General features: G+C 61.0%; 21 protein-coding genes and 2 tRNA genes. 10 read left to right on the top strand and 13 right to left on the bottom strand.

Annotation, left to right across the window (positions count from 1 at the left end; translation table 11 throughout):
* Positions 1-73: 73 nt before the first annotated feature.
* From E5K02_RS02290 to E5K02_RS02275, 4 genes are all read right to left on the bottom strand, one after another.
* The gene (locus E5K02_RS02290; protein ID WP_135394745.1) at positions 74-1,945 is read right to left on the bottom strand and encodes a glycoside hydrolase family 13 protein; all 1,872 of its coding nucleotides are present in this window, start codon (positions 1,943-1,945) and stop codon (positions 74-76) included.
* 206 nt (positions 1,946-2,151) lie between these two features.
* Positions 2,152-3,339, bottom strand: a complete 1,188-nt coding sequence (locus tag E5K02_RS02285) for a THUMP domain-containing class I SAM-dependent RNA methyltransferase (protein WP_135391687.1) — start codon at positions 3,337-3,339, stop codon at positions 2,152-2,154.
* Between the two features lie 95 nt (positions 3,340-3,434).
* Positions 3,435-3,734 carry a carboxypeptidase regulatory-like domain-containing protein gene (locus tag E5K02_RS02280; protein ID WP_167856255.1) on the bottom strand — a complete coding sequence of 100 codons (300 nt, stop codon included), beginning with the start codon at positions 3,732-3,734 and terminating at the stop codon, positions 3,435-3,437.
* Positions 3,735-3,935: 201 nt separating this feature from the next.
* A complete protein-coding gene (locus E5K02_RS02275) occupies positions 3,936-4,916 on the bottom strand; it encodes a Na/Pi cotransporter family protein (protein ID WP_135391685.1) in 981 nt (326 codons plus the stop codon).
* A gap of 440 nt (positions 4,917-5,356) precedes the next feature.
* Here E5K02_RS02275 and E5K02_RS02270 point away from each other — a divergent pair, with 440 nt between their 5' ends.
* Positions 5,357-6,757 (top strand): sugar MFS transporter, encoded by a 1,401-nt coding sequence (locus E5K02_RS02270; protein ID WP_135391684.1) that lies wholly within the window; start codon positions 5,357-5,359, stop codon positions 6,755-6,757.
* Between the two features lie 204 nt (positions 6,758-6,961).
* Here the strand turns inward: E5K02_RS02270 and E5K02_RS02265 are convergent, their stop codons facing one another.
* On the bottom strand, positions 6,962-7,513 hold the full coding sequence (locus tag E5K02_RS02265) for a hypothetical protein (protein WP_135391683.1): 552 nt from the start codon (positions 7,511-7,513) through the stop codon (positions 6,962-6,964).
* 472 nt (positions 7,514-7,985) lie between these two features.
* Here E5K02_RS02265 and murB point away from each other — a divergent pair, with 472 nt between their 5' ends.
* The 3 genes from murB (at position 7,986) to E5K02_RS02250 (ending at position 12,582) form a co-directional block, all read left to right on the top strand.
* Positions 7,986-9,020, top strand: coding sequence for a UDP-N-acetylmuramate dehydrogenase (murB, locus tag E5K02_RS02260; RefSeq protein ID WP_135391682.1), 1,035 nt, complete (start codon positions 7,986-7,988; stop codon positions 9,018-9,020).
* A 149-nt stretch (positions 9,021-9,169) separates the two neighbouring features.
* On the top strand, positions 9,170-10,156 hold the full coding sequence (locus E5K02_RS02255) for a fibronectin type III domain-containing protein (RefSeq protein WP_135391681.1): 987 nt from the start codon (positions 9,170-9,172) through the stop codon (positions 10,154-10,156).
* Between the two features lie 134 nt (positions 10,157-10,290).
* Positions 10,291-12,582 carry a phospholipase D-like domain-containing protein gene (locus E5K02_RS02250; protein WP_135391680.1) on the top strand — a complete coding sequence of 764 codons (2,292 nt, stop codon included), beginning with the start codon at positions 10,291-10,293 and terminating at the stop codon, positions 12,580-12,582.
* Between the two features lie 76 nt (positions 12,583-12,658).
* Here the strand turns inward: E5K02_RS02250 and E5K02_RS02245 are convergent, their stop codons facing one another.
* Together E5K02_RS02245 and E5K02_RS02240 are read right to left on the bottom strand one after the other, a co-directional pair.
* Positions 12,659-13,132, bottom strand: coding sequence for a hypothetical protein (locus tag E5K02_RS02245; protein ID WP_135391679.1), 474 nt, complete (start codon positions 13,130-13,132; stop codon positions 12,659-12,661).
* A 3-nt stretch (positions 13,133-13,135) separates the two neighbouring features.
* Positions 13,136-15,559 (bottom strand): endonuclease MutS2, encoded by a 2,424-nt coding sequence (locus E5K02_RS02240; RefSeq protein WP_135391678.1) that lies wholly within the window; start codon positions 15,557-15,559, stop codon positions 13,136-13,138.
* 296 nt (positions 15,560-15,855) lie between these two features.
* Here E5K02_RS02240 and E5K02_RS02235 point away from each other — a divergent pair, with 296 nt between their 5' ends.
* Genes E5K02_RS02235 through E5K02_RS02225 form a run of 3 tightly spaced genes read left to right on the top strand, consistent with a single transcriptional unit; the run spans position 15,856 to position 19,021 of the window.
* The gene (locus tag E5K02_RS02235; protein ID WP_167856254.1) at positions 15,856-16,785 is read left to right on the top strand and encodes a WD40/YVTN/BNR-like repeat-containing protein; all 930 of its coding nucleotides are present in this window, start codon (positions 15,856-15,858) and stop codon (positions 16,783-16,785) included.
* Positions 16,786-16,787: 2 nt separating this feature from the next.
* Positions 16,788-17,426, top strand: a complete 639-nt coding sequence (locus E5K02_RS02230; protein ID WP_135391676.1) for a hypothetical protein — start codon at positions 16,788-16,790, stop codon at positions 17,424-17,426.
* A 29-nt stretch (positions 17,427-17,455) separates the two neighbouring features.
* A complete protein-coding gene (locus E5K02_RS02225) occupies positions 17,456-19,021 on the top strand; it encodes a hypothetical protein (RefSeq protein WP_135391675.1) in 1,566 nt (521 codons plus the stop codon).
* An 88-nt stretch (positions 19,022-19,109) separates the two neighbouring features.
* Here E5K02_RS02225 and E5K02_RS02220 read toward each other — a convergent pair whose 3' ends face one another.
* Both E5K02_RS02220 and E5K02_RS02215 read right to left on the bottom strand, forming a co-directional pair.
* Entirely contained in the window at positions 19,110-19,877 is a 768-nt protein-coding gene (locus E5K02_RS02220; RefSeq protein ID WP_135391674.1) for a TIGR02757 family protein, read from the bottom strand.
* A gap of 87 nt (positions 19,878-19,964) precedes the next feature.
* Positions 19,965-20,939: a DPBB and LysM peptidoglycan-binding domain-containing protein gene (locus E5K02_RS02215; protein WP_135391673.1), complete on the bottom strand. Its 975-nt coding sequence runs from the start codon at positions 20,937-20,939 to the stop codon at positions 19,965-19,967.
* A gap of 264 nt (positions 20,940-21,203) precedes the next feature.
* On the opposite strand from E5K02_RS02215, the gene kdsB reads away from it, so the two are divergent.
* Positions 21,204-21,959: a 3-deoxy-manno-octulosonate cytidylyltransferase gene (gene kdsB / locus E5K02_RS02210; RefSeq protein ID WP_135391672.1), complete on the top strand. Its 756-nt coding sequence runs from the start codon at positions 21,204-21,206 to the stop codon at positions 21,957-21,959.
* Between the two features lie 9 nt (positions 21,960-21,968).
* Here the strand turns inward: kdsB and E5K02_RS02205 are convergent, their stop codons facing one another.
* From E5K02_RS02205 to gap, 4 genes are all read right to left on the bottom strand, one after another.
* Positions 21,969-22,391: a DUF1622 domain-containing protein gene (locus tag E5K02_RS02205; protein WP_240737116.1), complete on the bottom strand. Its 423-nt coding sequence runs from the start codon at positions 22,389-22,391 to the stop codon at positions 21,969-21,971.
* A gap of 97 nt (positions 22,392-22,488) precedes the next feature.
* Positions 22,489-22,839, bottom strand: a complete 351-nt coding sequence (locus tag E5K02_RS02200) for a translation initiation factor (protein ID WP_135391670.1) — start codon at positions 22,837-22,839, stop codon at positions 22,489-22,491.
* Between the two features lie 92 nt (positions 22,840-22,931).
* Positions 22,932-23,825, bottom strand: a complete 894-nt coding sequence (locus tag E5K02_RS02195) for a diacylglycerol/lipid kinase family protein (RefSeq protein ID WP_135391669.1) — start codon at positions 23,823-23,825, stop codon at positions 22,932-22,934.
* Positions 23,826-23,941: 116 nt separating this feature from the next.
* Positions 23,942-24,949 (bottom strand): type I glyceraldehyde-3-phosphate dehydrogenase, encoded by a 1,008-nt coding sequence (gene gap / locus E5K02_RS02190; RefSeq protein WP_135391668.1) that lies wholly within the window; start codon positions 24,947-24,949, stop codon positions 23,942-23,944.
* A gap of 321 nt (positions 24,950-25,270) precedes the next feature.
* On the opposite strand from gap, the gene E5K02_RS02185 reads away from it, so the two are divergent.
* Positions 25,271-25,342: transfer RNA gene (locus tag E5K02_RS02185), tRNA-Glu, on the top strand.
* A 23-nt stretch (positions 25,343-25,365) separates the two neighbouring features.
* A tRNA-Glu gene (locus tag E5K02_RS02180) sits at positions 25,366-25,437 on the top strand.
* Positions 25,438-25,593 lie beyond the last annotated feature (156 nt).

Here is a 25,593-nt window from a genome sequence, read left to right as displayed (position 1 = left end):
CTCCCAACGCACAAAAAGCCCCGCCTCTTTGGGTAGCAGGCGGGGCTTTCTGTGCGGAACGAGAGTAGCCGGCTTACTTCATCAGCTCCAGCACCACCGCCGTTTTGGCCGGCAGTTGCAGGGTTGCCAAGCTGCTCAAGGTTTCGCCATTGAGTACGTTGCGGGCTTTGTTAAAGCCGCTCATCCGCTCCGCAAAACGGGCCGTGGGCAGGGCTGCCGCCTTATCGGTGGTGTTAGTCGCCACCATCACGGTACCCGAGGCATCGTAGCGGAAGTACACGTAGAGGCCATTTTCGGGCAGATATTGCATCAGCTTGCCCGAGTGCAGGGCGGGGTGGGTACGGCGGTAGGTAGCCAGGGTGCGCACAAAGTTGAAGGCCTCGTTTTCCTTCTGGCTGCGGCCGGCGGCGGTAAACTTATTCTCCTTGTCGCCGGGCCAGCCGCCGGGGAAGTCCTTGCGCACCTCGGCGTCGGTGGGGTCCTTGAAGTTCTTCATCAGGATTTCGGTGCCGTAATACAGGCTGGGAATCCCGCGGGTAGTCAGCAGCCAGGTCAGGCCGATTTTGTACCGGTCAAAGTCCTCCCCTACTTCCGACAAAAACCGGTTGTGGTCGTGGTTGTCGATGAAGGTCACCAGCTTGGTGGGGTCCTGGTACACGGCATCCTGGGCCAGGGCCTGGTAGAGACGCTGGGGGCCGTTGTCCCAGCCCGTGGCGGCCGGGGTGCCCACTTCCTTCAGGCCGGCCAGCATGGCGCCTTCCACCACAAAGTCGAGGCCGCCGGGTTGGTTGGATTTGAAGGGGAAGTCAATCTTGTTCTTGACGTAGTAGGCCTGGTCCACAATGCTGGTCACGGACGACTCGCCGAAGATGTGAATCTTGGGATACTCCGTGAGCAAGGCCGCGTTGCAGCGGTTCATGAAGGGCTGGTCGTTGTACATGTAGGTATCAATACGCCAGGCATCTACGCCAAACGTTTCCACCGACCAGATGGCGTGCTGAATCAGGAAGTTGGCCACGTAAGGATTCTGCTGATTGAGGTCGGGCAGGAAGGGCACAAACCAGCCGTCCAGAGTTACGCGGCGGTCAATCTGGGCGGCGTGGGGGTCGGTAATGGGCTGCTGCCGGTAGCTGGTGTTGGTGTAGGTGGGCCACTGGTGGAGCCAGCTTTTCATCGGCAAGTCCTTGACAAACCAGTGGTTGATGCCCACGTGGTTGTACACCGCATCCTGCACCACTTTCAGGCCCGCGGCGTGGGCCTGGCGCACGTAGGCCTTGTAGGCCGCGTTGCCGCCCAGGCGCCGGTCGACGGTGTAGTGGTCGGTGAAGCCGTAGCCGTGGTAGGCCGCGCGCATGGTGCCGCCCTCGTTGGTCAGGGGCTGGTCGTTTTCCAGCACGGGCGTAAACCACACGGCCGTCATACCCAAGTCCTTGAGGTAGCCAATGCGCTGGGCGGCCCCCTGCAAGTCGCCGCCGTGGCGGAAGAAGGGGTTGGCCCGGTCCATATTCGGGTCGGCTAGGTCGGCAAACTTGTCGTTGCTGGGGTCCCCGTTGGCAAACCGGTCGGGCATGGCCAGGTAAATCAGGTCGGCCTGGGTCACGCCCTGAGCTTTCACGGTGTTGTCGCGGGCCAGCAGCTCCCATTTCTGGGTTACAGTCTGGGTGCCTTTTTTGCCAACAATACTCACAGTGCCGGGTTTGGCCGTGGCCGCAATAGTCAGGTCCAGAAAGGCGTAGTTGGGATTTTCGACCGTGCTGGCTTTCACCAGCTTCACCCCCGGATAGTTAACTGTATAGCTCAGCGTGCCGGCCTGGGGGCCGTAGACGAGCAGCTGCACGCTGCCGTTTTTCATACCCACCCACCAGTTCGTCGGGTTCACGCGGGTAATAGACTGGGCTGAGGCCGCCAGCGGCAGTAGAGAAGCCGCCAGCAGCAGGCGGAGCATGGTTTTCTTCATGGTGGGAATTAGAGAGAGCAAGAGCCGGCAAAGGAGGCCCGCAGCGCGGCAGGACCTTGCACAATACTAGCAATAAATGACGCAACTAATTCACCCCGCGGGCAGAACAGTCGCGGCGGGGCGGGGCGCGAAACTGGCAGCGCCCCGCCGACCACGGGGGCCGACGGGGCGCTACGCGAAAATCCGGGCGCTGGCTACTCCGGACGGGCCGTTTTGCGGGTGCCCTGATACAGTTCGTACTTCAAGAGGCGGCAGTCGATGGGCCCGTTGAAGAGCGGAATGCGGCGGGAAGCTTTCAGGCCCACGCGCTTGGCGGCTTCGAGGTTGCCGGTAAACAAGTACGCGTCGTAGCCCTGGAAGCTGGTTTTGAGCGTGTCACCGATGGTTTTATACAGCGCTTCCATCTGGGCCTCCTCCCCGATTCGCTCCCCGTAAGGCGGGTTGGATACCACGATGCCGGCCGGCTCGTTCTTCGGAGCCTGGGCGTCTTTCACGTCGCGCACCCCCAGGCGGATAAAGTCCTCCAGGTCGGCGGCGGCCACGTTTTCCCGGGCCAGCTCGATGTACTCCCGCGACAGGTCGGAGCCGGCAAGGTAGGCCTGGGGCTCGTCGAGGCGGGCACTGCGGGCGTCCATCACCACCGAATCCCAGAGCTGCTGGTCGAAGTCGGCCCAGTTCTGGAAGCTAAACTTGCCCTGGTGATACAAGCCCGGGGCAATGCGCTGGGCAATCAGGGCGGCCTCGGTGAGCAAGGTGCCCGAGCCGCACATGGGGTCAATAAACGGCTTCTTCCCGTCCCAGCCCGTGAGCAGAATGATGCCGGCGGCCAGGGCCTCGTTCAAGGGGGCCACGTTGGTTTGCTGGCGGTAGCCGCGGCGGTGCAGGGAGTCGCCGGAGGCGTCGAGGCTGAGCACGACGTCATTTTCAATCATGTGCAGGTGCAGGCGGATGTCAGGGTTCTTGACGTCCACGCTGGGCCGCGAGCCGGTGCGGTTGCGAAACTGGTCGACAATGGCATCCTTGGTGAGCTGGGCCACATACAGGGAGTGCTCAAACGTGGACTTGTTGACCACGGCCGTAATGGCGAAGGTCTGGTCGGGGCGGATGTAGTTCTGCCAGTCGATGCGGCCGACTTCGCGGTAGAGGGCCTTTTCGTCGCGGGCGTAGAAGCCGGCGAAGGGCTTGAGGATGCGCACGGCGGTGCGGCACCAGAGGTTGGCCTCGTAGAGCAGCTGCTTGGTACCGGTAAACTCAATGGCCCGCTGCCCCACCTTCTCGATTTTGGCGCCCAGGTCCCGCAGCTCCTGGGCCAAAACTTCTTCCAGGCCAAACTGGGTGGTGGCGGTCATAAAGAAGGTGGCGTCGCGGCGGTTTTCAGACATAAGGCGGGGAGCTAAGGAAATGAAGAACCACAAAGGTCGGAGTTTTTTGCTGCCGCTCCCTCTTGCCCGGCCTCCTGCGTAGCCCCCACCCCGGACTAGTGCCTGGTCCGCCGCGGATGCGCCGGCGGGCGGGTCGAAAACAGCCTTACCCGCAGCGGCAGGCGCGTGGTATCCGTCACCACGACATCCGTCAGCAGGTGGGCCGGGTAATCAAACCGCAGGGTGTAGGTACCGGGCCCCGCGAGAGGCAGTAAAAACGTCCCCTCCGCATTCGTGGTGGTGCTGATGGCGGTGCCCGTCACCAGGACGCTCACGCCCGCCAGGGGGTGATGAGCCGCGTTTTCAACCTGTCCCGTCAGGGGTGGATACGGCTGAGCAGATTGCGCCTGCGACACCAGACCCGTGGGCCCCAGCACGACGAGAAGGACCCCAAGAAAAATACGCATAGTGGTTGCGACAAGTGGGTAGACGACCGGCGCAAAGATGCAATACCCCAACCCACTATCCTTATTATCAAACCATTACAGCAAGTACTACCCCGCAGACCCAGGGCGGCGGCGGGCCCGGCGCCACGGCCCCTACCTGCCCACGTAGCCTTAGGCTACCTGGGGCCGCGCCCCGGCTGCGGGCAGGCCCTCGTCGGGCAGCCAGGCATCGAGCAGGCGCTGGCACAAAGGCAGCAGGGGGGCAAACAACAGCACGCCGCCCACGTTGAACAGCACGTGGGCGTGGGCCAGCTGCCGGGCCACGTGGGTCCCGTCGGCCAGGTGCAGCACCAGGGCGGTGAAGGGCCCGATTAGCAGCAGGCCCAGGGCAATGGACAGGACGTTGAAGAACAGGTGAAACAGCCCGGTTTTCAGGGCGGGGCGCCCCCGGCCCAGCGTCGCCAGCAGCGTATCGGAACAGGTGCCCAGCTCGGCCCCGAGCATTACGGCTATGCCGGCCGGCAGGGTCAGCAGCCCTTTGTCGGCCAGCTTGATGGCCATGCCCAGCGTGGCCGACGACGACTGAATCAGCAGGGTAAGCAGGGCCCCGGCCCCGGCCCCGCGCAGGGGCGTTTCGAGCTGCAGCAGCCAGGCCTGCACGCCGGGGTAGTCTTTGAGCGGAGCCGCCGCTTCGCCCAGCAGAAACAGGCTGAAGAACAGCAGGCCAAAGCAGAACAGGGCCCGGCCCGCCGTGCGCCCCCCGCGTTTTTTACTCAGCGACAAGAGCAGCAGCCCCGGCAGCATGGCCACGGCGGCGTACTGGCCCAGGTCGAAGGCGAATAGCTGACTGGAAATCGTGGTGCCGATGTTAGCCCCCAGCACCACGCCCAGGGAGTTGCGGAACGGCAAGGCCCCGGCACTGACCAGGGCAATGGCCAGAATAATCACCACGGAAGAGGAATCGAGCAGGGTGGTAACGACCGTGCCGGTGAGAATCGCCAGGGGCACCGAGCGGGTGAAGCGGTGGAGGATGTCCTGCACCCGGGGGCCGGCTACCTGCCGCAACGCCAGGGCCAGGCGGTTGACGGAGTACAGAAATAACAGTAGCCCGCTGCTGGCAAACAGGCCTATTTCCAGGGGGGAGGAGTTCATGGCACGGGGCGCCGGCCTGAGTACCGGCCGTATGCTCAACGCTAGTTCTGGTCCCGGCAGCCACCGCCGGAAGTTAACAAATCATTACGCTGTGCAGCGGCGGCCCGGGCGCGGCCGGAAGCGCCGGGGCTACTTTCTCTCTTGCCTTCCCCGAACTGACCGGCCCGCCTGCTCGAAGCCGCCCCCGACGCCTTATTTTCCGAAGCTCCGGCCCCGTGGCGGCCGGGCCGCTGGCTGGCTGCCCGGCCGAAGGAGCCGCACCAGTGGCCCCTCTGGAAGTAGCGCGAACTTTGTAGTACGCGTGCCCCGAGCCGTTTCCACGATTAACGTGCTGATACGCACAGCCAAAGTTCGCGCTACTGGTCGGGCCACTGGCTTGCCGCCGCGCTTCGCCCGAATTCTTATCTTTAAGGCCTCACTAGTTCCACTCTCCCGCCTGCATGGCCGCTCCCGTTTCTTCCTCCTCTACTTCCGCCAGCACTGCCACCCGCTCCTACGCAGGTCCCATGCTGCTGATGACGACCCTGTTTTTTCTCTTTGGGGCCGTCACCAACTTTAACGACGTGCTCATGCCCTACCTCAAGGACGTGTGCCAGCTCACCGATCTGCAGTCGTCGTTGGTGCAGTCGGCCTTTTTCGGGGCGTACTTTTTGATGTCGTTGCCAGCGGGCAAGGTGTTGGAGCGCATCGGCTTTAAGCGCGGCATTGTGCTGGGCTTGCTGGTCATGGCGGCCGGGGCGCTGCTGTTTGTACCGGCGGCTAATTCGCGCACGTTCGGCTTGTTTCTGCTGGCCCTGAGTCTGCTTGGCGCGGGCGTGACGCTGCTGCAGGTGGCGGCCAATCCCTACGTGAGCGTACTGGGGCCGGCCCGCACGGCAGCCAGCCGGGTGAGCATCGTGGGCGTGGCCAACGGGCTGGGTGGCACCATCTCGCCCCTCATCGGCGGCCTGATCCTGTTTGGGGGCTCGGCCGTGCTCCAAGCCCAGCTGGCAGCCCTGCCCCTGGAGCAGCGCCTGACGCAGGAAGCCACGCTGGTCAAGCCCCTCTACTTGGGCCTGGCCTTGTTCCTGGCTTTGCTGGCGGTGCTGTTTTTCCTGGTGCGCCTGCCCGAAATCGAGAGTATTCCCGCCGACGAGGAAGCCGCCCTGGCTGCCGAAGCCGGCAGCACCGGCCGCCGCTCGGCCCTCGACTACCGCCATTTGGTGCTCGGTATCGGCGCCATCTTCATGTACGTGGGCGTCGAAGTAGGCCTGGGCTCCTTTCTGATTCGCTACGGGGAAAGCCAGAACATCAGCCAGCTCAGCGGCTTCACCCAGCAGTTGGTGCGGGGCCTGAGCGTGGCTACCGGCTGGGCCGCGGCCCTGTTTGGCCACTCCCCCGAGCCCATCGACACCAACACGGGCTTTACCAAGGCCGTGGGCGCGGTGCTGGTGTCGTCCTACTGGTTTGGGCTGATGGTGGGCCGCATCATCGGTATTCCGCTGCTCACGCGCTTCAACGCCCGCAAGCTGCTGGTGGGCGTGTGTGCGGCCGGCACTTTGTTTGTGCTGGCATCCTTGGCCAGCCGGGGCGAAACGGCCCTGTGGCTGGTGGTGCTCTGCGGCCTGTGCAACTCCATTATCTGGCCCGTGGTGTTTCCCTTGGCCATTACCGGCCTGGGCAAGTTCACCAAACAAGGCTCGTCCTACCTGATTATGGCCATTGTGGGCGGGGCCATCATTCCGCCCCTCATGGGCTGGATTGCCACCAACGGCGGCGGCCTGCGGGTGGCCTTCGTGCTGCCGGCCCTGTGCTACGCGTACCTGTTGTTCTACAGCCTGAGCGGGTACCGGGTGCGGTAGAGCGGCTTGATTGATTCGGCTCGAAGCCTGCTTGTCTACCCTACTTGCCTTTACCCAACTTTTGAAAGTGTTTCAGCTTATGGTTGAAACACTTTTTTAGTATTGCTGGTGGTCTCTGAGAAAACAGAAGCTATAGCAGGGTGAACGGCGCCTAGCGCCTTTTCAATGAAAACCACCGTTTAAGTGAACAGTTGCAGTAACACCTTAAGGCATGTGCTGAAAGAACCGAAACGTTTTCGTTTGGGTATTTAGCCGCACGTAGCCTCCTCGCAGGCCAATGCAGACCTCGTTGTTGTTGAAAACGGCCACGGAATTAGGATACAGACTGCTCCAAAAGGTCTTCTTCACAATGACCTCTTTCTGTAGATTCCGCAGTATGGTAAAGCCGTGAAATTGGGCAATGTATACGTCGTTGCCCACCACCGCAAACGCTTCTGGCGCGTCGTCGAAATCCGCTAATTTAGTCCACGTAAACGCCGGGGCCGTTCCGGTGATTTGGTAGAGCGCCCCGGCATTCAAACTCATGTGGGCTAAGCCCTCGATGAAGTACACGCAGTTATTGGCCTGGAAAATCAGGCGGATGTTGCCCTCTTTAATGGGCACCGGTTTGGTTTGTTTCGCGGCGGACTGAAACACCAACTTCCCGCCCCACTCGCCATGGTCTTCGCCAAGGAAAGTCCCGTCGGGCGTTTGCAACTGGGTGGCGTTCTGCTCGCTGCTTTTTCCGGTCAGGAGCTTCCCGTCAACGTTTTTCACAGAATACCCCGGCGCGTAGTTCAACTTCAACCAGGCCGAACTCCCAATTGCGGGTGGGGGCGTTTCGCGGAACGAGGCCGGTGCATAGGCTTGACCAGTGCTGGAAAGAACCCGGCTCCAAAGCAGCAAGACGAATAGCCAGCGAGTACGCATGCAAGAAGTATTTTTAGTGGAGCATAATGTTACGCTCCTTTTCCTGAACTGCTGCTTATGCACATTTATTGGCATGGCAAAGTCGTCCTACAGCCCAGATTGAGTTCAGGAAACTGGTTCAGTTTATCAAAGTACAGAAAACGCCCAGGGGCACGAGTTTCGTGAACTCCTAGCTTTCCGAAAGATTTGGGTAAGGACAAGCTAGTTCAACGAGTAGGCCTTTTCATTTCGCGCAGGAATTACAGGGTCATCCTTCTACCGACTCCCACAAGCGGTAAACGGCTAACTTTGCCGTTCCACGCATTTACTCCGCTTTGCTATGGCTTCGGCTCCCGTTTTAGAACACCACGTTTCCCTGCTGCCTTTCAACACCTTCGGCATCGACGCCCAGGCCCGCCTATTTGCCCGCTTCCGCTCGGTGGAGGAATTGCGCGCCCTGCTGGCTTTACCCGAGGTGCAGCAGGCCGAGAAACTGGTGCTGGGTGGGGGCTCCAACCTGCTTTTCACCCAGGACTTCGACGGCGTAGTACTCAAAAATGAAATCACCGGCCTCGAAATCATTGCCCAGGATGAAGCCCAGGATACGGCCCTGGTGCGGGCCGGGGCCGGCGAGTCGTGGCACGGGCTGGTGCAGTACGCCTTGAGCCAGAACCTGAGCGGCATCGAGAATCTGTCGTTGATACCTGGCACGGTGGGCGCGGCCCCGCTGCAGAACATCGGGGCCTATGGAGCGGAGCTCAAAGACACGTTCGACCACCTCGAAGCTGTGGAAATCAGCACCGGGCAGCTACGCACCTTCACCCACGAGCAGTGCGGCTTCGGCTACCGCGAAAGTGTGTTCAAGGGCCCCTTGCGCAACCAGTACATCGTCACGGGCGTGGTGTTGCAGCTGCGGCGCAAGCATCAGATCAACGTCAGCTACGGGGCCATCAGCACCACCCTGGCCGACATGGGCATCGAAGCCGACCCCACGCCCCACGACGTGAGCGAGGCCGTTATTCAGATCCGGCGCAGCAAGCTCCCCGACCCGGCCCAGATCGGCAATGCGGGCAGCTTCTTCAAGAACCCCGAAATTTCTCAGGCCAAGTACGACGAACTCAAAAGCCAGTATGCCGACCTACCCGGCTACCCCGTGCCGGGGGGCGTGAAGGTGCCCGCCGCCTGGCTGATTGAGCAGTGCGGCTGGAAAGGCCGGCGCTTCGGGGCCCACGGCGTGCACGACCGGCAGGCCCTGGTGCTCGTGAATCACGGCGGGGCCCAGGGCGGGGCCATCCGGGATTTGGCCCAGGAAATCATTGCCTCGGTGCGGGAAAAGTTTGGGGTGGAGCTGCACCCGGAGGTCAATATTTTGTAAGTATTGCTGATTCCTTGCATCAACCCGATCAGCTTCTCAAGGGTGGAGGTCATTTTGCGCGAAATCCGTAATTACAATTAGGCTAGAAATAGGCATATTTGTGTTTTACACGCTGACCTGAACTCAACCACTTGTTGCTTTTTAGCTTGATGAAAAACGTTACTTTCCTCGCGCTGCTCGTTGGTGGCGCAACTTCTGCTCACGCGCAAGCCCCGGTGACTATTACGGCGGCCCGCGCAGCCGGCCCGGGGGCAACTGTCGTGATTCGCGGTACCGTATCCAACGGCCCCGAACTCGGGGGTTTGCGCTACGTGCAAGACAAGGACGCCGGCTTGGCGGCCTACTCGCTCAACGCCCAGGGCTTTTCTTCCCTGGTGCTGGGCGACAGTGTGGAGCTGCGCGGCACACTGAAAAACTACAACGGCCTGCTGGAAATGGACCCTATTTCCTCGGTGAAAGTGCTGGCCAAAAACCGCCGCCTGAGCATCGTGGAAGTACCCGCCGCCGAGCTAGCGAAAGTGTACGCCGAAGCCTACGAAGGCCGGCTGGTGAAAATCAAGGGCGTCTCGACGCTGACAACGCTGAACGGCTCGCCGCTGACGAGCATGAACGGCAACAGCAACTATCTGATCAACGGGCAGAAAAGCAACCCGATTCGGATCAATGTGGCCTCGGCCGGCGAAACCGGCCTGGTGGGCAAAGCCGCCCCCGTCGGCGACTTCGACCTGGTGGGCGTGGTCAGCCAGTTTACCAACTCGGGCACAGGGGGCTACCAGATTCTGCCCCGTCTCTATACCGACTTCATCCTGGGTGGCGGCCTGCCCAATGTGATGGGCGAGCCAGTACCCACGGAAATGAGCCGCACGGGTTTCACCGTTACCTTTCAAACCCAGAACCCCGGGGATACCAAGGTGGAATACGGCAAAACCTCGGCCCTGGGCACGGTGGTAGCCAACGCCACTCAGACCACCAAGCACAACATTTCCCTGACCGATCTGCAGCCCGGCACCGTGTATTACGTTAAGGTATCGTCGACCAACTCGGTGGGAACCTCCTCCTCGCCGGCCGTGCCCATGATTACGGACACCAAAAAGCGCTCTACCTCCCGGGTACGCACCGCCGATGATGCGGAATAATCCGGCCCCCCGCCCCCTGCTTTCCATTCCTGAGTAGCCCTCCAGCGCCGGGTTAGCCATAACTTAACCTGTGGTTAACCCGGCGTTGTGTTTCTTTGTGCGCCTTTTTTCTCAGTGCCTCCTACCCACATTTCATGAAAAGAATTACTCTTCTAGGCCTGCTTGCTCTCGGGGCAAGCGTCCGGCCGGCCCTTGCCCAAACCGTGGAAACCATTGCCGCTGCCCGGGCCAAGGGTGTGGGCGCAACGGTAGCGGTGCGCGGCACCGTTTCCAACGGGTCCGAACTCGGTGCCATTCGCTATTTGCAGGATAAAGAAGCGGGGCTGGCCGCCTACGCCACCACGGCCGCTTTTACCGGCCTAGGCGTCGGCGACAGTATTGAAGTACGGGGGACGCTGAAAAACTTCAACGGCATTCTGGAAATTGACCCCGTGACGTCGGTTACGGTGCTGGGCCAAAACCGCCCGCTGACGATAACGGAAGTGGATGTGGCCACGGCGGCCTCGGTGTACGCCGAAACGTATGAGAGCCGCTTGGTTCGCGTCAACAGTGCCACCAGCATCACGGGCGCCAACGGAGCCGCCGTCACCGTTTTTACGGGCAATACCAACTACCTGCTCAACGCCCAGCCCACGCTGGTGATTCGCCCCAATACAGCTTCGACCGGCGCCAATGGCTTGGTGGGCAAGCCCGTGCCCCGGGGCCCGTTCGATATCATCGGCATCATGAGCCAGTTTTCCAGCACGGGCACGGGTGGCTACCAGCTGCTGCCGCGCCTCTACGCGGATATTATTCTGGAAGGTCCCAAGATTCTGAATGGCCCGGTGCCCTCGGCCCTGACCCGCAACAGCTTCACGGTTTCCTTCACCACGCAGTTTGCCGGCGACACCAAGCTGGAGTACGGCCCCACCCCCGCCCTGGGCACCGTGCTGACCACGCCCGCCGCTACCACGGCCCACGAAGTGAGCCTGAGTGGCCTGCAGCCCGCCACCGTGTACTACGTGCGCGTGTCGTCGACCAACGCCAACGGTACTTCGACCAGTGGCATCGTGCCCATGATTACGGTATCGAACTCGACCGGCAAAATTCGGAACTACTTTAACAGCTCCGTAAACACCAGCCTGGCACTGCCTTCCAACGCGGCCCTCTACCTGAATCAGACGGTGCCCGACACGCTGGCCCGCTACATCGACCAGGCCCAGGAAACCCTCGACGTGGCCATCTACAACTGGAACAACCAGACGATTACCGATGCCATTAACCGGGCCCAGGCCCGCGGGGTGAGAGTGCGCCTGATTTACGAGGCCACCAATACCAATGCCAGCGTGCGGGTGCTGAACTCGGCCATTCCCCGCATCGGCCGCGACTCGGACAGCGACGCCAGCAACCGGGGCATCATGCACAACAAGTTTGTGATTATCGACGCCAACAGCACCAACGCCAACCGCCCCTGGGTCTGGACCGGCTCGACCAACTGGACGCAGGCCCAGCTCTTTACCGACCCTAACAACGTCATTGCCGTGCAGGATCAGAGCCTGGCCCGCACCTACACGATGGAGTTTGAGGAAATGTGGGGCTCTAGCACCGCTACGGCGGGCACCCCGGTGTATGGCAACCGCAAAACGGACAACACGCCCCACTTCTTCGTGATTGGTGGCTCGCGCGTAGAGTCGTGGTTTAGCCCCACCGACAACGTCAACGCCCGCCTGCTGGAAAGCATCCGCACGGCCGACAACGATCTGCACGTTGAAACCATGCTCATCACGCTGAGCGAAATCGGCCAGGTAGTGCGCGACCAGGTGCAGCTGCGCACCATTGCCGGCTGCTCGGAAGTCCTGCTCAACGACACTTCCAACACGGGCACGGGCGCCATTTTCCGCACGATGCGCACGGCCCTGGGCAACCGCATCCTGGTGAAGAATACCAACGGTATCATGCACCACAAAACCCTGATTGTGGACGCCGGGGCGTCGCAGTCGGACCCGCAGGTATTCGTGGGCTCGCACAACTGGAGCCTGTCGGCCAACACGACCAACGATGAAAACACCCTGGTGGTGCACGATCCGCGGGTGGTGAACCGCTACTACCAGGAGTTTGCCGCCCGCATTGCCGACCAGAACCGCGGCATCTCGGTGTGCAACCTGGTGCTGTCCAACAAAACGGCCACGGTGCAGCAATCCTCTATCCAGGTGTACCCCAACCCGACCAAGGGCAAGTTCCAACTGCGCGTAGAATCGGCCAGCAAGGCCCGCACCGCGACCATCACCCTGCGCGACGCCACCGGCCGCGTAGCCCTGACCCAGACTCAGACTATTGGGGCCGGCGAGGAAGTGAAAGTAGACGCTTCGAGCCTGAAAGCCGGCCTGTATATGGTGCAGGTAGTAACGCCCGAATCGACGCAGGTTAGCCGCGTGGTCGTGGAATAATCCTTTACTATCAGACATAAAAAAGGCGGCCTCCGAGTTCGGAGGCCGCCTTTTTTATGGAGCTTAGGCCTTAGAATTACCGTGGCATAAGCTCAAAGCTGCGCTCCAAGTCCTGCCGCAGCAGTCGGGTAGAAGCCTGGTGCAGTATCCGCAACGCGCCCGTGCCTAGAATTCCAAAGCCCGCGCTCAGCCCCACGTGCAGCCAATGGCTATGCCGCAGGCAGGAAAAGCCCGACCACAGGGCCACCACGATGATGCCGTAGAACAGGGTCGGTAAGGACGCGGCCGGGGACACGGTCAGGTGCACCAGCGTTTCGCCGTTACCAGGCCGGAAGTCGAGCGTAGCCCGCTGCCGGCCTGTATATTTCAGGCCGCCCAAAGCCCCTTTCGGGGCTACTTCAAGCACCGTTGCCGACTGCCAGCCGGCCGAATACATCTTCGGATACTGCACGCTCCCCTGCCGGGCAACAAACTCGTCAGCCGAAGCGCGGAGGGCTTCGGCCGACAGGTTGCTGCGGTACGCAAAATGCTGGGGCTCGCTGACGAACATAAATTACTTCAGCACGGCCACGGTGGCGCCGTCGCCGCCCCGGTCGGCGTGCTCGTCGGCGACGCTGGCGGCGGCCCGCACCCGGTGCAGGTAGTCGCGCACGACCTGGCGCAGCACCCCGTTGCCACGGCCGTGCAGGAATTTGATTTCCGGTACGCCCAGCATCACCGCATCGTCGACGAAGGCCATTACCTTTTGCAGGGCATCTTCGGCCCGTTCGCCGCGCAAGTCGAGCGTGGGGCTGAAGTTGGCCATGCGACCGGTCAGGTCCATACCCAGGCTGGCCGAGGAGTTGAAGCTGGCTTTTTCGGCCTTTTTCTCCCGCTCCCGAATTTCAGCCCGGCCCACCTTTTCCAGCTGGTTGGCTTTGACGATGGTCTTCATACCGCCAAATAGCACCTCGGCCGTTTTGCCTTTGATGCTGATCAGCTCCCCATAGCCGTCCTGGCCAATGAGGGCCACTTTGTCGCCGGCCTTCAGCGTGGTAGCATCGGCCAGTTCCCGGGTAGCCTTGGGCTTGGGCGGCTCAATCTGAAGCTTCTCGCGCACAAAGGTGTCGAGCTTCTGCCGGGCATCCTTGGTTTTCTCCTTATCGGCCTGATTGGAGCGGATTTCGGCAATGGTGGCTTCAATCTGCTGGTTGGTATCCTTGAGCAGCAGCTTGGCCTTGGCCTTGGCATCGCGCAGCACGTCGAGGGTGGTATCGTCGAGGTGCTTCTTGAGGTCCTGGTATTCCTGGGCGGCTTTTTTCATGCGCCGCTCGGCCTTGGCGGCTTCGGCGGTGCGCTGCTCCAGGTCAGCCTTTTCCTTCTCCAGGCCCTCCAGCAGCCGGTCGTAGCGGATTTTGTCCTTGCCCACGAGCTGGGTGGCCCGCTCCACAATTTGCTTGGGCAACCCGATTTTGCGGGCAATTTCGATGGCAAACGAGGAGCCTGGCTTGCCAATTTCCAGTCGGTAGAGCGGCTGGAGCTGCTCGGGGTCGTAGCGCATGGCCCCGTTCACGATACCGGCGTTGCGCTCGGCAAAGTTTTTCAGGTTGGTATAGTGCGTGGTGATAACGCCAAAGCTGCGGGCCCGGTTGAGCTGGTCGAGCACGGCTTCGGCAATGGCCCCGCCCAGGGCGGGCTCGGTGCCGGTCCCGAATTCGTCGATGAGCACTAGGCTGCGCTTGCCGGCCAGGGTCACAAACTGCTTCATGCTCAGCAGGTGTGACGAGTAGGTACTCAAATCGTTTTCCAGGCTTTGCTCGTCGCCGATATCGAGGAAAATATCGTCGAATACGCCGGCCTCCGACCCGTCGCCGGCCGGAATCAGCAGGCCACACTGCAGCATGTACTGCACCAGGCCTACCGTCTTCATAGCCACCGACTTACCCCCAGCATTGGGGCCCGAAATCAGCAGGATGCGCTGGTCGGGATTGAGGTCCATATCCAGGGGCACCACCTCGCGCGGGTTTTCCTTGAAGTGCTCCTTGAACGTGAGGTAGAGCAGCGGGTGGCGCACCCGCTTCCACTGTAGCAGCGGGCGGGGGTGCAGCACGGGCATGGTAGCTTCCAAGCGGCCGGCCAGCAAGGCTTTGGCCCGGATGAAATCGAGCAGGCCCAGGTACTGATAAGCCTTGCGCAAGTCCGGGATGTGGGGCCGCAGCTGGCTGGTCAGGGCCGTGAGGATGCGGATCAGCTCCCGCTGGTAGGCATTCTCAAGGTCCTTGATGTCGTTGTTTAACTCAAAAACGGCTTCGGGCTCGATAAACACGGTCTGCCCCGAGGCCGACTCGTCATGAATCAGGCCCTTGACCCGGCGCTTGTGCTCGGCAATGACGGGCAGCACCAAGCGGCCCCCACGAATGGTAGGCTCGGCGTCGCCGGGAATCCAGCCTTCGGTTTTGGCGTGGCGCAGAATGCCCGCAATCTGCTTGCGCAGCATGCCCTGGCGGTTAATCAGCTCCTGACGCAGCTGCGACAAGAGCGGGGAAGCGTTGTCGCGCACCTGGCCTTCGTCGTCGATAACCTTGTCCAGGGCCGCCATCAGGTTGCGGTCGACCTGCACGCCGATGCCCAGCAGACGCAGCGTGGGATACAGGGTTTCCTCGGCGTGGGTAAAGAAGGTAAGCGCCTGACGGATAGTACGCAACGACATTTTAACCGCAAAAAAAGCGGGCACGTCGAGGTAGGCCCCGGGCAGGCTAGCGCGCACCAAGTGGGGATGTACGTCGTGGTAGTGCTGGCTGGGAAAGTCGGCGCCCGACTGGAGCAGGGCGCGGAACTCATCGGTTTGCAGCAGCAGCTTCTCTAGCTGGTCGTGCTTGGTCTGGAACTGCATCTTGGCCAAAAACTGGCGGCCCAGGGCACTCAAACACAAGCTTTCCAGCATCTCGCGCAGTTGCGCAAAGCCGATTTTCTGCTCGAAGTTATGGGGAAGAATCAAACTCGGTAGTGGGTAGTGGGGTCGTAATCAAACAAGAATGTAAAAGTAAACATCTGCGGCGAGGGGAAAGATTCAAGCAGGTTAATAAATGATGTTTTCGGGCTCTTTTGGCTATGTTCCGGGTATAAACACAGCATATTAAAATATTTCAATAAGCTCCACCGTAACACTCGTAAATCAGATATCTTTGAAACCATTTATCTGATTGCATGCATAAAACTCTACTAGCGTATCTTTTTGTTGGACTTGTAAGCGGCTGTTCTGAGGAAAAGTATATTCTTGACCGCTATTCCACTATGCGTTTCGAAAACCTGCCAGTACCCGCGGCGGCCGCCGGGCAGGACTTGTTGACGGTCGACTTCATTTCAGCTACTCAGGGCTTTGTGGGCGGCAATCAGGGGACTTTGCTGACGACCACCGATGGGGGGCAAAGCTGGCAAAACCGCAGCCGCTCCAGCCTGGGTGATATCCGGAAGCTGGTATTCAACTCGGCCACCACGGGCTGGGCCGGCACCAGCACGGGGCTGTACCGCACCGCCGACGGGGGCCAGAGCTGGACGCTGGTAAACTACTCGCCCACTTATGACATCCAATTTGTCAATAGCCAGGTCGGTTACGCCGTCGGGAGCCAGAACAGCATCCTGCGCACCAGCAACGGGGGCCAGAGCTGGGTGGCCCAGAACGCGTACAACTGGTATCCGCGCCTGGATTTGCACGCCGTTTCCTTTACATCGGTGGATTCGGGGGTAGCTATGGGTGCGGAACGCTCCCGCTACCAGACTACCGATGGGGGCCAGAGCTGGCAGCGCGACAGTCACGGCAGCCTGACCACTATTTACGACGTGATTCGCTACCGCAACGGCCGGGGCTTCGTGCGGGTAGGCGAGCCCCAGTCCTATGGCGACTCTCAGTCGGGCTTCGAGGATGCGTATCTGGTAGGGTCCACGCCGACCAGCTCGTTCTGGTCCTCGAACTACGCCTGGCCGAACAATACCTTTGCGGTGTATGGCCTGGCGCAGTGGCAGAATCGCATCGTGGCCGTGGGCAACTCCACCATTATCCGGCAGCACCGTGAATATGCCACGCACGACTCGCCCTGGGTACAGGTGCTGGGGCCGGATGCCACTACCATTCGCAATAACTACCACGCCGCCGATTTTTCCACTGCGGACACCTTTTATGCGGTGGGCGAAAAGGGCCTTGTTTCGCGCTTTCACTATAACTAAACATGAGTAAAGTACTATGGAGCGCCCTGCTGCTGTCGGCCGGGGTGCTGCCGAGCGCGCACGCCCAGGTCAGCAAGTTTTCGGGCTACTACGGCACCGGGGTGGTGCTGGTGCGCAGCACCGGGCCCGAAGTAGCCGAAACCTACGTTGTCACGTCGGGGGCCCAAAACGAAACCTACGATCTGAAAACGGTCAACTCGACGGCGCTGCACATTTCCGGCGGCATCAGCTTCGATACGCCCCTGTATAAGTTCAGCCCCGACCAATCCGTTGGAATTTCGCTGAACGCCAGCGCCGGGATTCTGGGCGCGCCCGAAGACATTGACGGGTTCAATACCCGCCTGCTGCTGGATTTCCCCGAATACCTTACCTGGCGCTACGGAGCCAAGGCGAGCCGAAAAACGAAGAAAACCTTCGGCATCGGGGCCGGGCTGGGCTACCGGTTTTCTTACTTCTTTGTGCCCTTCCACTCCCCCAGCGCTATGCTCGAGGGCGTGTATGCCGGAACCCGCGCCGACTGGTTTCTGCGCCTGAGTGGTGACTTGCGCCCGACCCGCTTCTACAATATGTACTCTAGTGAAGGCCCCGTTGAGGTACTCTCCCTGCGGGAGCTGCACGTGGTGGTTGGCCGCTCCTTTTAGTTTTTTGCCCTTTTTCTGCTTTACCTTAGATGAAACACCTATTACTCGTTGTAACCCTAAGCACCGTGGCGGGCCTGCCGCCGGCCCTGGCCCAGGCGCCGCAATCGGTGCGCACGATTACGCTGACCAAGGACGAAACTTTTCACGGCACCGTGCAGCTGGCCAACGCCAACACCGTTGCCTGGATTGGCAACGACGACGACCACACGGCCCGCCTGCTGGCATTGTCGGGCGGGGGCCAAACGGTCTGGGAAGCGAAAGTGCAGCGGCCCAAGAGCACGTATCTGCACCACGACCTGAGCCTGGAGGCCTGGGGCAACCGCCTGGTGGTAGCCGAAATCCTAACCCGCGACGACGACAAGCTCAAAGGCAAAACCGGTCAGCTGCTGCTGCACATTGTGGATGAGCAGGGCAAGGTTAGCCGCAAGCTGGTCAACCAACCCCCGCTGGATAAGCGGGAGGAGCGCACCACGTTTACGGGCTTCGTGGAAAACGACAACTACTATATGGTGTCGGAATACCGCAAGCCGCGCGACGTGACCGAGGAGTTTTTCCTGGACCGCTACGACCTGACGACCCACACCCTGCAGCACACCAAGCTGGAGCTGCCCGCCCGCTTCAGTGACAAGGAAGACAAAGACCGGTTTACCGACTGGGTATTTGGCGGCCACCAGCCCAACCGCAACTTCTTTTACCGCCACACCGGCACGCCCGGCCAGAAATCAAATTTCAAGGGCGACGAAGGCTTTGAGTTTGAAGTCAAAATTCTGGATAACGCCGGCCACGCGGTGGGGGGCTTCACCAGCGCCCTGCACCAGCAGCTCAAACCCGGCACCTACAGCTACTACTCGGGCAAAATGCCCCACTACGCCGGCCAGGGCCACACCCCGGTCTGGATAACGAAAACCAGCAGCACCGGCAGCGGCAAGGTGTACTCGACCACCTACGATTTGTACGACGTGAGCATGGGCGCCATCGGCGACTTTTACCTGGAGCCCACCACCGGGGAATGCTGGTTTTTGGGGGAATATGCCAACGAGAAGTACGGCCCCCGCCACGACTCGGAGCGCACCTTTGGCACGTTCCTGCAGCGCTACTCCGCCGACGGTAAGCTGCTCTCGGCCGTGCAGGCGCCCTACCCGCTGAAGCCCAGCGCCCAGATCCGGGAAGTGAATTATCTGCGGCGGGTCAGCTACCTGCGCGCCCCAAGCTCGGGCGCCCTGACCATGCAGTTTACCCCGGCGCGCTACCGGCAAACCCTTTTTGCGACCTACGATACCCAAGGTCAGCTGAAGACCACGGCGGCCTGGCCCAGCGAGGAAGTCAAGAACCTGGGCACCAAGCTGAGCCTTACGGCCGGCCGCTTCTGCACCTGGGAAGGCAGCGGTACCAGCCAGATGCGCCTCGACGCCCTGCTGGCGGCCGAGCAGGACGACCCCCTGCTGCGGCGCATAGCGCCCGTGGCCAAGCTGGCCGGGGAAGACCGGGACAACCCGGACTACCTCTTCCTATCTACTTTACCCGGCAACAAAGGCCTCATGCTGCGCCATCACGCCGAGCGTAAAGGGGGCTTTCTGCAAGTGTACACCCTGTAAGGCCGGACTTAACTCACAAAAAACGCCGCCTCTTCCTGGGAAGGGGCGGCGTTTTCTAGTGGTGCTAATAGCCAAATGGCCTACGTCTTCAGCGTTTTTCTTCAACACCCAGGCCAAACAAGGCAAAATCGTACTTCACCGGGTCCTGCGGGTCGAGCTGGCGCAGGTTGTCCGTCAGCTCTTCGGCGGCCCGCCAGTCCACGACGGGGCGCTCCAGCAACCCCAGCTGCCGGGCCTGGCGCTCGACGTGCACATCAATGGGGCAGACCAACTCGGCCATGGGCAGGCGGGTCCAGAGGCCGAAGTCGACGCCGTGGCCATCCTGGCGCACCATCCAACGCAGGTACATGTTCACCCGCTTGCAGGCCGAGCCCCGGGCCGGCGTGGCCACGTGCTTGCGGGTACGCTGGGGCGCATCCTCCAAGCTAAAAAACAGGTCGTGGAAGTTTTCGAGCCGCTCACGCTGGGTAGAGCCCTGCAAAAACGCATCTTCCAGCGTGTCGTGGGTGGCATAAAACCAGCGCAGCCAGTGCACGAAGTACAGCAGGTCGGTGTCGCAGAAGGTGCGGTGGCAGAAGCCCAGCAGCTGTTTCAGGTCCTCATCCTGGTGCTGGCGGATAAACTGGTAGGGCGCGTTGTCCATGCGGCGTAGCAGCTCCTGGCACTTGCTGATGATGGTGGGGCGCCGCCCCCAGGCCAGCAGGGCCGCAAACAAGCCGCTGATTTCGACATCCTGCCGCTGGCTGAAACCGTGCGGAATACTGATGGGGTCGTGCGCAATGAAGCTGGGCTGGTTGTAGCGCCGGTAGCGCTCCTCCAGCACTTCCCGAATCTTGTTGACTTGCGCTGCTTGCACGGAAAAAGGACGTTGGTAAATAGGTAGTAAACGATAAAGGCCATCGAATCGACAGCCTTTAGGGAAAATGCCTCGGGGAAGCCCGGGCTACGGCACGTAGGAGGTTTCCACACGGAAGCGCGAATCAGGAGTAGCCAGCTTTTGCACGGCGCGCTTGGAGAGGCGCACCAGGATGTTGCTGTTTTCACCCGTATCGGGCAGCTGCCCGATAACGCGCACGTACACCGACTGCCCATTCATAATGTTGCGCACCTGCATAATGGTCCCCACCGGCGCGGTTTTGTGCAGGGCCAGATACTTATCGGTTCCGCCGCCTTCAATTACGGCCGCCAAGCCGCCCTCCGTGACTTTACGCACAATCTCGCTGGCCCGCTCGGGGGCTTTCTCCTCCTCTTTGGCCGGAGTAGTCGGCGGGGTAGCCGGCGCGATTTCTTTTTCCTTGTCGGCTTCCTCGGCCCGTTCCGGCCGATTGGTAGGGGCCGGGGTTTTAGGCACCGGGGCTTTGGGCGCTGGAGCCGCCGCAACGGCAGGCTCGGCAGCCCCACTGCCCCCACTCGCAGGCACAATAATCAGGGTCTGGCCAATCCGGACGCCGGCATTTTCCGGCAGCTTGTTCAGCTGGGCCAGGGCATCAGGGGTGGTATTGAAGCGGCGGGCAATGGAAAACAGGGTTTGCCCCTTCTCTACCTTATATACTTTGTTGCCCCGGGCATCGGTGGTCAGCTCGCGGGTAGCGGCGCTGGGCGCGGCGGGCGTAGCCGCCGGTTTGGCCGCACCGGCGGTGGTCATCACAACGCGGTTGCGCGGGACCAGCACAATCTGGCCGGTTACGAGCGTGCCTTCCAGCTTGGGATTGGCCTCCACAATCTGGTCGACGGGCACCTTGTAGCGGCGACTAAGCCCGTAGAGCGTTTCGCCGGGCCCGACCCGGTGCTTGATCAGGATTTTATTATTGCGGTACTCAACGCCAATGGAATCAGGCAAGACCACGGGCCCAACGGCCGCACTGGCAGAAAAACCACAGGTAAGAAATGTGGCTACTAGCAAAGAAAAACGAGTCATACGGACAGGGCGCGAAAAACAGGCAACGGGCGAGAAGATGGGAACAGATGGCACGCTGCCAGCAGAGTAAACGCGCCGAAAGATAAATAAATAATCCTGGAGCCGACCGGGTAAGCCTGGCCAAACCAGGACTATCGGGTTATGAGCCGGCCGCGCCAATCGTTCCGAAACCCAGGGTTAGCCAATTTAGCGCCATATTGGGTGGAAGCCTACCTTTGGGCTACTTTCGGCCTGATTTTCTCCGCTTTCTTCGCCTTTGCCGCTATGCTCAACGCTGTTGGTATCATTCCCGCCCGCTACGCCTCCACCCGCCTGCCCGGTAAGCCGCTGACCGACCTGGGCGGCAAAACCATGATTCAGCGGGTGGTCGAGCAGGCCCGGCAGGCCCAGCTGAGCCGCGTGGTCGTTGCTACCGACGATGAGCGGATTCTGGACCACGTGCGCGGCTTTGGCGGCGAGGCCCTGCTGACTTCTCCCGACCATCCCAGCGGCACCGACCGGGTATTCGACGCGTATTGCCAGCTCGACGCCCCGGCCGACTGCATCATCAATATTCAGGGCGACGAACCATTCATTCAGCCCGAGCAGATCAATGCGCTGGTTCGCCTATTCGAAGCCGACCCGCGCACCCAGCTAGCTACTTTGGTAAAGCCCGTGGAAACCCAGGAGGAGCTGCTGAGCCCGCACATGCCGAAGGTAGTGCTCGACGCGCGCGGGCAAGCCCTGTACTTTAGTCGGCACCCCCTGCCCTACCTGCGCCAGGCCCCGCCAGACCAGTGGCTGCGCCAGCACCGCTACCTGCGCCACATCGGCCTGTATGCCTACCGCCCCGATATTCTGGCTGAAATAACCCAGCTTCCGCCCTCCCCGCTTGAACTAGCCGAGTCGCTGGAGCAGCTGCGCTGGCTGGAAAACGGCTACCATATTCTGACCGCCGAAACGACGGTAGCCACGCTGGGCATTGATACGCCCGAAGATGTCGAGCGGGCCCTGCAGGTGCTGGCCGGCCAGGCTCGGTAAGCCCAAAACTCAGGCCGCCGGGGGCGGTGCCTGCTGCGCCAGCCGATCTGTTTTTTGGCTTATGTGCTGCTCGCCCTCGGCCCGTTGCTCGTCTTTCATTTCCTTGGACAGGAAAAAATTCAGCGCCGTGCGAATCACGGCAATAGCACCCAGCTTACCGATCTGCTCCCAACTCGGCGCTATTGCCGTGGATAAGATATCGGCGCCCAGCTGAAACTCCAGGGCCAGAGCCAGGTAGCGCGCCAGCGTGAGCCGAATAGCCGTAAAATCGGCCGTGCGCCGGTGCCACAGGGCCAGCACAAACAGGCGCCCGGCCACCAGAATGCCCAGCCCGATGATAAAGGCCCCGACGGTTTCGATGCCAAGCTTGAGCCACTGTACGGCACTGATGACGCCGCTTTCGGCTACGCTATGAAGGGTTGTGGGTTCCAAAGGCAGAAGTCAGGAGCAGATAAGACAAGAGTTTGGTGCTAAGGCAGGCCGGTGGAAGGTTGTACGGTCCGCTGGTTTGCTCCGCCGACCAGCGCCCTTATCCCCCGGCCTTTTTCGCCTTGTATTTCTGCTCGAGCAGCACGGCCAGCACTTTGTCGCGGAAGTCGCCCTGAATCAGGATTTCGCCGTCCTTGGCATTGCCGCCCACCCCGCACTTGGTTTTCAGCAGCTTGCCCAGGCTCTGCAAGTCGGCGTCTTTGCCCACGAAGCCGGTAATGAGCGTCACCATTTTGCCCCCGCGGGATTTTTTATCGAGCTGCACGCGCAGATTTTGCTGCTGGGGCGGCAGGGTTTCGGCGTCCTCCTCGTGGCTGTGCTGGTACTCAAAGTCCGCATTGGTTGAGTACACCACGCCTTCCCGACTCTTGCGGTTTTTATCGGTTTTCATATAACCCTATGTGAAGTGGTAAAACGGTCCTGCCAGCTATTCTCGGCTGATTATGACAAAGTAAGCCCGGAGTTTGTGCTGCCCGCTGGCGTCTATCGGCTTTGCCCCGGAACAGCGACTTCCAGCGCCAGGGGCTCCAGCCGAACGTCAAACTCGCGCGCATCGCCCACGTAGTCGCCGTCGACGTGAAAACCCAGCGCCCGCGCCGCCTGCACCCGCACCTGGCTGCAGGTATGGTATACGGCGGCCCCGGAGGCGGGCAGGTTGCCCAGGGCCAACCCGATACCAACCCGCACGGCCCGCCGCAAAGGTAGCGCATCAATCAGGCACAAGTCCAGCAGGCCATCGGCAATATCGGCCAGGGGAGCAATGTAGGCGTTGTTTCCATACTGCGCCGCGTTGGCAAAAGCCAGCATGTAGCAGTTCGTTGCCAGCGTGTTGCCCTGCATGGTTACCTGAATGGGCGTGGGCTGGTAGCGCCGATACTCGCGCAGGGCCACCTGCACGTAGGTGCCCAGGCCCCGGGTACCAGCCACGGCAAAGCACTTGCTTACGTGCGCATCAAAGCCCAGCCCCGCCGTGCAGAAAAAAGCCCGCTCATTGATGTAGCCCACATCAATACGCTGGAACGCGGGAGTTGCCAGTTGCCGAATAGCCTCGGGCAGAGCCAACGGCACCCGCAAGTGCCGGGCCAGCCCGTTGCCCGAGCCCCGGGGCAGAATGCCCAGCGCCGCCGCCGTGCCCAGCAGCCCGCGCCCTACCTCATTAACGGTGCCGTCGCCGCCCACGGCCACCACAATGCGGAACCCATCGGCGGCGGCCTGCCGGGCCAGCTCCACGGCGTGGCCGGCGTATTGCGTTAGCCGCACCTCGTACGCCACGGCCTCGCCCGGCAGGTAACGGGCTATGAGGGCAGGTACGTCCTGGCGCCGGTTGGTGCCGGAGTTGGGGTTGACAAGAAAGCAGATGCGCAACGTATCGGACATAGACGGCAACAACGCAGGAGGTAGCGGAAAGTTGAGCAGCAAACGCGCTGCTTCACATAAAAAAAGCCCACCCAAGCGGGCAGGCTTTCTTTAGGTAGTCAGCAAAGATGCCGCCCTTACTTGCTCATGGCCTCACCCAGCTTCTGGATCAGGTCGGCGGTGCGGGTGCTGTAGCCGGTTTCGTTGTCGTACCAGCCGATAACTTTAGCCAGCGTACCGCTGGCAGCCGTCAGCTCCGAGTCGAAGATGCAGCTGTGGGGGTTGCCCACGATGTCGATGCTCACCAGCGGGTCGGTAGCGTACTCGATGATGCCTTTCATGGCGCCGTTGGCGGCCGACTTCAGGGCCTCGTTGATTTGCTCCTTGGTGGCTTCTTTCTTCAGCACCACGGTCAAGTCGGTCATCGAGCCGTCCGGCACGGGTACGCGCATGGCCAACCCATCGAGCTTGCCCTTCAGCGTGGGCAGCACCAGACCAACGGCCTTGGCAGCACCGGTGCTGGTGGGGATAATGCTGTAGGCAGCGGCGCGGGCGCGGCGCAGGTCCTTGTGGGGGGCATCCTGCAGGTTCTGGTCGGAAGTGTAGGCGTGTACCGTGGTGATGTAGCCTTTCTCGATACCGAACACCTCGTCGAGCACCTTAGCCATGGGGGCCAGGCAGTTGGTGGTGCAGCTGGCGTTCGAGATGATGGTCTCGTTGCCGGTCAGAATATCTTCGTTTACGCCCAGTACTACCGTGGGAATGTTGCCGGTAGCCGGAGCCGAAATCACAACTTTCTTGGCGCCAGCGGTGATGTGCTGACCAGCGCCGGCTTCGTCGACGAAACGGCCGGTCGATTCCAGCACCACGTCAACGCCCATGTTGCCCCAGGGCAACAGCTTGGGGTCACGCTCCGCCAGGGCGGCGATGCGCTGGCCGTTTACCGTCAGGCTTTCCTCGTCGTAGGTCACCGTGCCATCGAAACGGCCGTGTACCGAATCGTACTTCAGCAGGTGCGCCAGCGTTTTGTTATCAGTCAGGTCGTTGATGGCAACAACTTCAACGTTGTCGCGGCCAAGAAGAGACTTGAACGTCAGGCGGCCAATGCGGCCGAAGCCGTTGATGGCGACTTTAATTTTAGCCATAATAAAGGGAGATGAGGTTTAACGGCCCACAAGAGGCCGAGTGAAAACGCGGAGCGAAGGTACCGGGTCCGGCCAACTTCGCCAAATCAATATCCAACCAGAAAAAACACCCCGCATCGGCAGCTGCACCCCGCAACTTAGCACTTGGCTCCCGTACTGGCCAACACCCTCCGGGTTGTGAAGCTAGGACGAAGTATTCATTTTTTTAACCTGGAAATCAGCCTACTTGCTGTCCTGGCACATTTTTTTTTACGCCAGCTATTGCGCTGCAAGCTTCGCTATCTATCTTTGCAGCATCAAAACGGGATAGGACAGTTATCTGGTCCGTTCGTCTAGGGGTTAGGACTGCAGATTTTCATTCTGCCAACAGGGGTTCGATTCCCCTACGGACTACTACCCGTCCCATTTTGATATCTGGTCCGTTCGTCTAGGGGTTAGGACAGTAGATTTTCATTCTACCAACAGGGGTTCGATTCCCCTACGGACTACAAAGGTCAATTTATTTTGCCTGCCAAAAGCCTTCTGGTTCTCACCAGAAGGCTTTTTTGTTTTGGCCCCGTTCCTAGCTGCTCCGCCCCTGCGAATGGCCCCCGTGTGAACAATAGCGCCAGTGTCGGCAGCTACCAGGGGCAGGCGGTAACCGC

This window comes from Hymenobacter metallicola, from assembly GCF_004745645.1.
Lineage (GTDB): Bacteria > Bacteroidota > Bacteroidia > Cytophagales > Hymenobacteraceae > Hymenobacter > Hymenobacter metallicola.
This window is presented reverse-complemented; position numbering and strand designations above follow the sequence as displayed.

Excerpts from the sequence above, each read along its gene's own strand:
- E5K02_RS02290 (WP_135394745.1), bottom strand. The coding sequence starts at position 1,945 with ATGCTCCGCCTGCTGCTGGCGGCTTCTCTACTGCCGCTGGCGGCCTCA.
- E5K02_RS02285 (WP_135391687.1), bottom strand. The coding sequence starts at position 3,339 with ATGTCTGAAAACCGCCGCGACGCCACCTTCTTTATGACCGCCACCACC.
- E5K02_RS02275 (WP_135391685.1), bottom strand. The coding sequence starts at position 4,916 with ATGAACTCCTCCCCCCTGGAAATAGGCCTGTTTGCCAGCAGCGGGCTA.
- E5K02_RS02270 (WP_135391684.1), top strand. The coding sequence starts at position 5,357 with ATGGCCGCTCCCGTTTCTTCCTCCTCTACTTCCGCCAGCACTGCCACC.
- murB (WP_135391682.1), top strand. The coding sequence starts at position 7,986 with ATGGCTTCGGCTCCCGTTTTAGAACACCACGTTTCCCTGCTGCCTTTC.
- E5K02_RS02255 (WP_135391681.1), top strand. The coding sequence starts at position 9,170 with ATGAAAAACGTTACTTTCCTCGCGCTGCTCGTTGGTGGCGCAACTTCT.
- E5K02_RS02250 (WP_135391680.1), top strand. The coding sequence starts at position 10,291 with ATGAAAAGAATTACTCTTCTAGGCCTGCTTGCTCTCGGGGCAAGCGTC.
- E5K02_RS02245 (WP_135391679.1), bottom strand. The coding sequence starts at position 13,132 with ATGTTCGTCAGCGAGCCCCAGCATTTTGCGTACCGCAGCAACCTGTCG.
- E5K02_RS02235 (WP_167856254.1), top strand. The coding sequence starts at position 15,856 with ATGCGTTTCGAAAACCTGCCAGTACCCGCGGCGGCCGCCGGGCAGGAC.
- E5K02_RS02230 (WP_135391676.1), top strand. The coding sequence starts at position 16,788 with ATGAGTAAAGTACTATGGAGCGCCCTGCTGCTGTCGGCCGGGGTGCTG.
- E5K02_RS02225 (WP_135391675.1), top strand. The coding sequence starts at position 17,456 with ATGAAACACCTATTACTCGTTGTAACCCTAAGCACCGTGGCGGGCCTG.
- E5K02_RS02215 (WP_135391673.1), bottom strand. The coding sequence starts at position 20,939 with ATGACTCGTTTTTCTTTGCTAGTAGCCACATTTCTTACCTGTGGTTTT.
- kdsB (WP_135391672.1), top strand. The coding sequence starts at position 21,204 with ATGCTCAACGCTGTTGGTATCATTCCCGCCCGCTACGCCTCCACCCGC.
- E5K02_RS02200 (WP_135391670.1), bottom strand. The coding sequence starts at position 22,839 with ATGAAAACCGATAAAAACCGCAAGAGTCGGGAAGGCGTGGTGTACTCA.
- E5K02_RS02195 (WP_135391669.1), bottom strand. The coding sequence starts at position 23,825 with ATGTCCGATACGTTGCGCATCTGCTTTCTTGTCAACCCCAACTCCGGC.
- gap (WP_135391668.1), bottom strand. The coding sequence starts at position 24,949 with ATGGCTAAAATTAAAGTCGCCATCAACGGCTTCGGCCGCATTGGCCGC.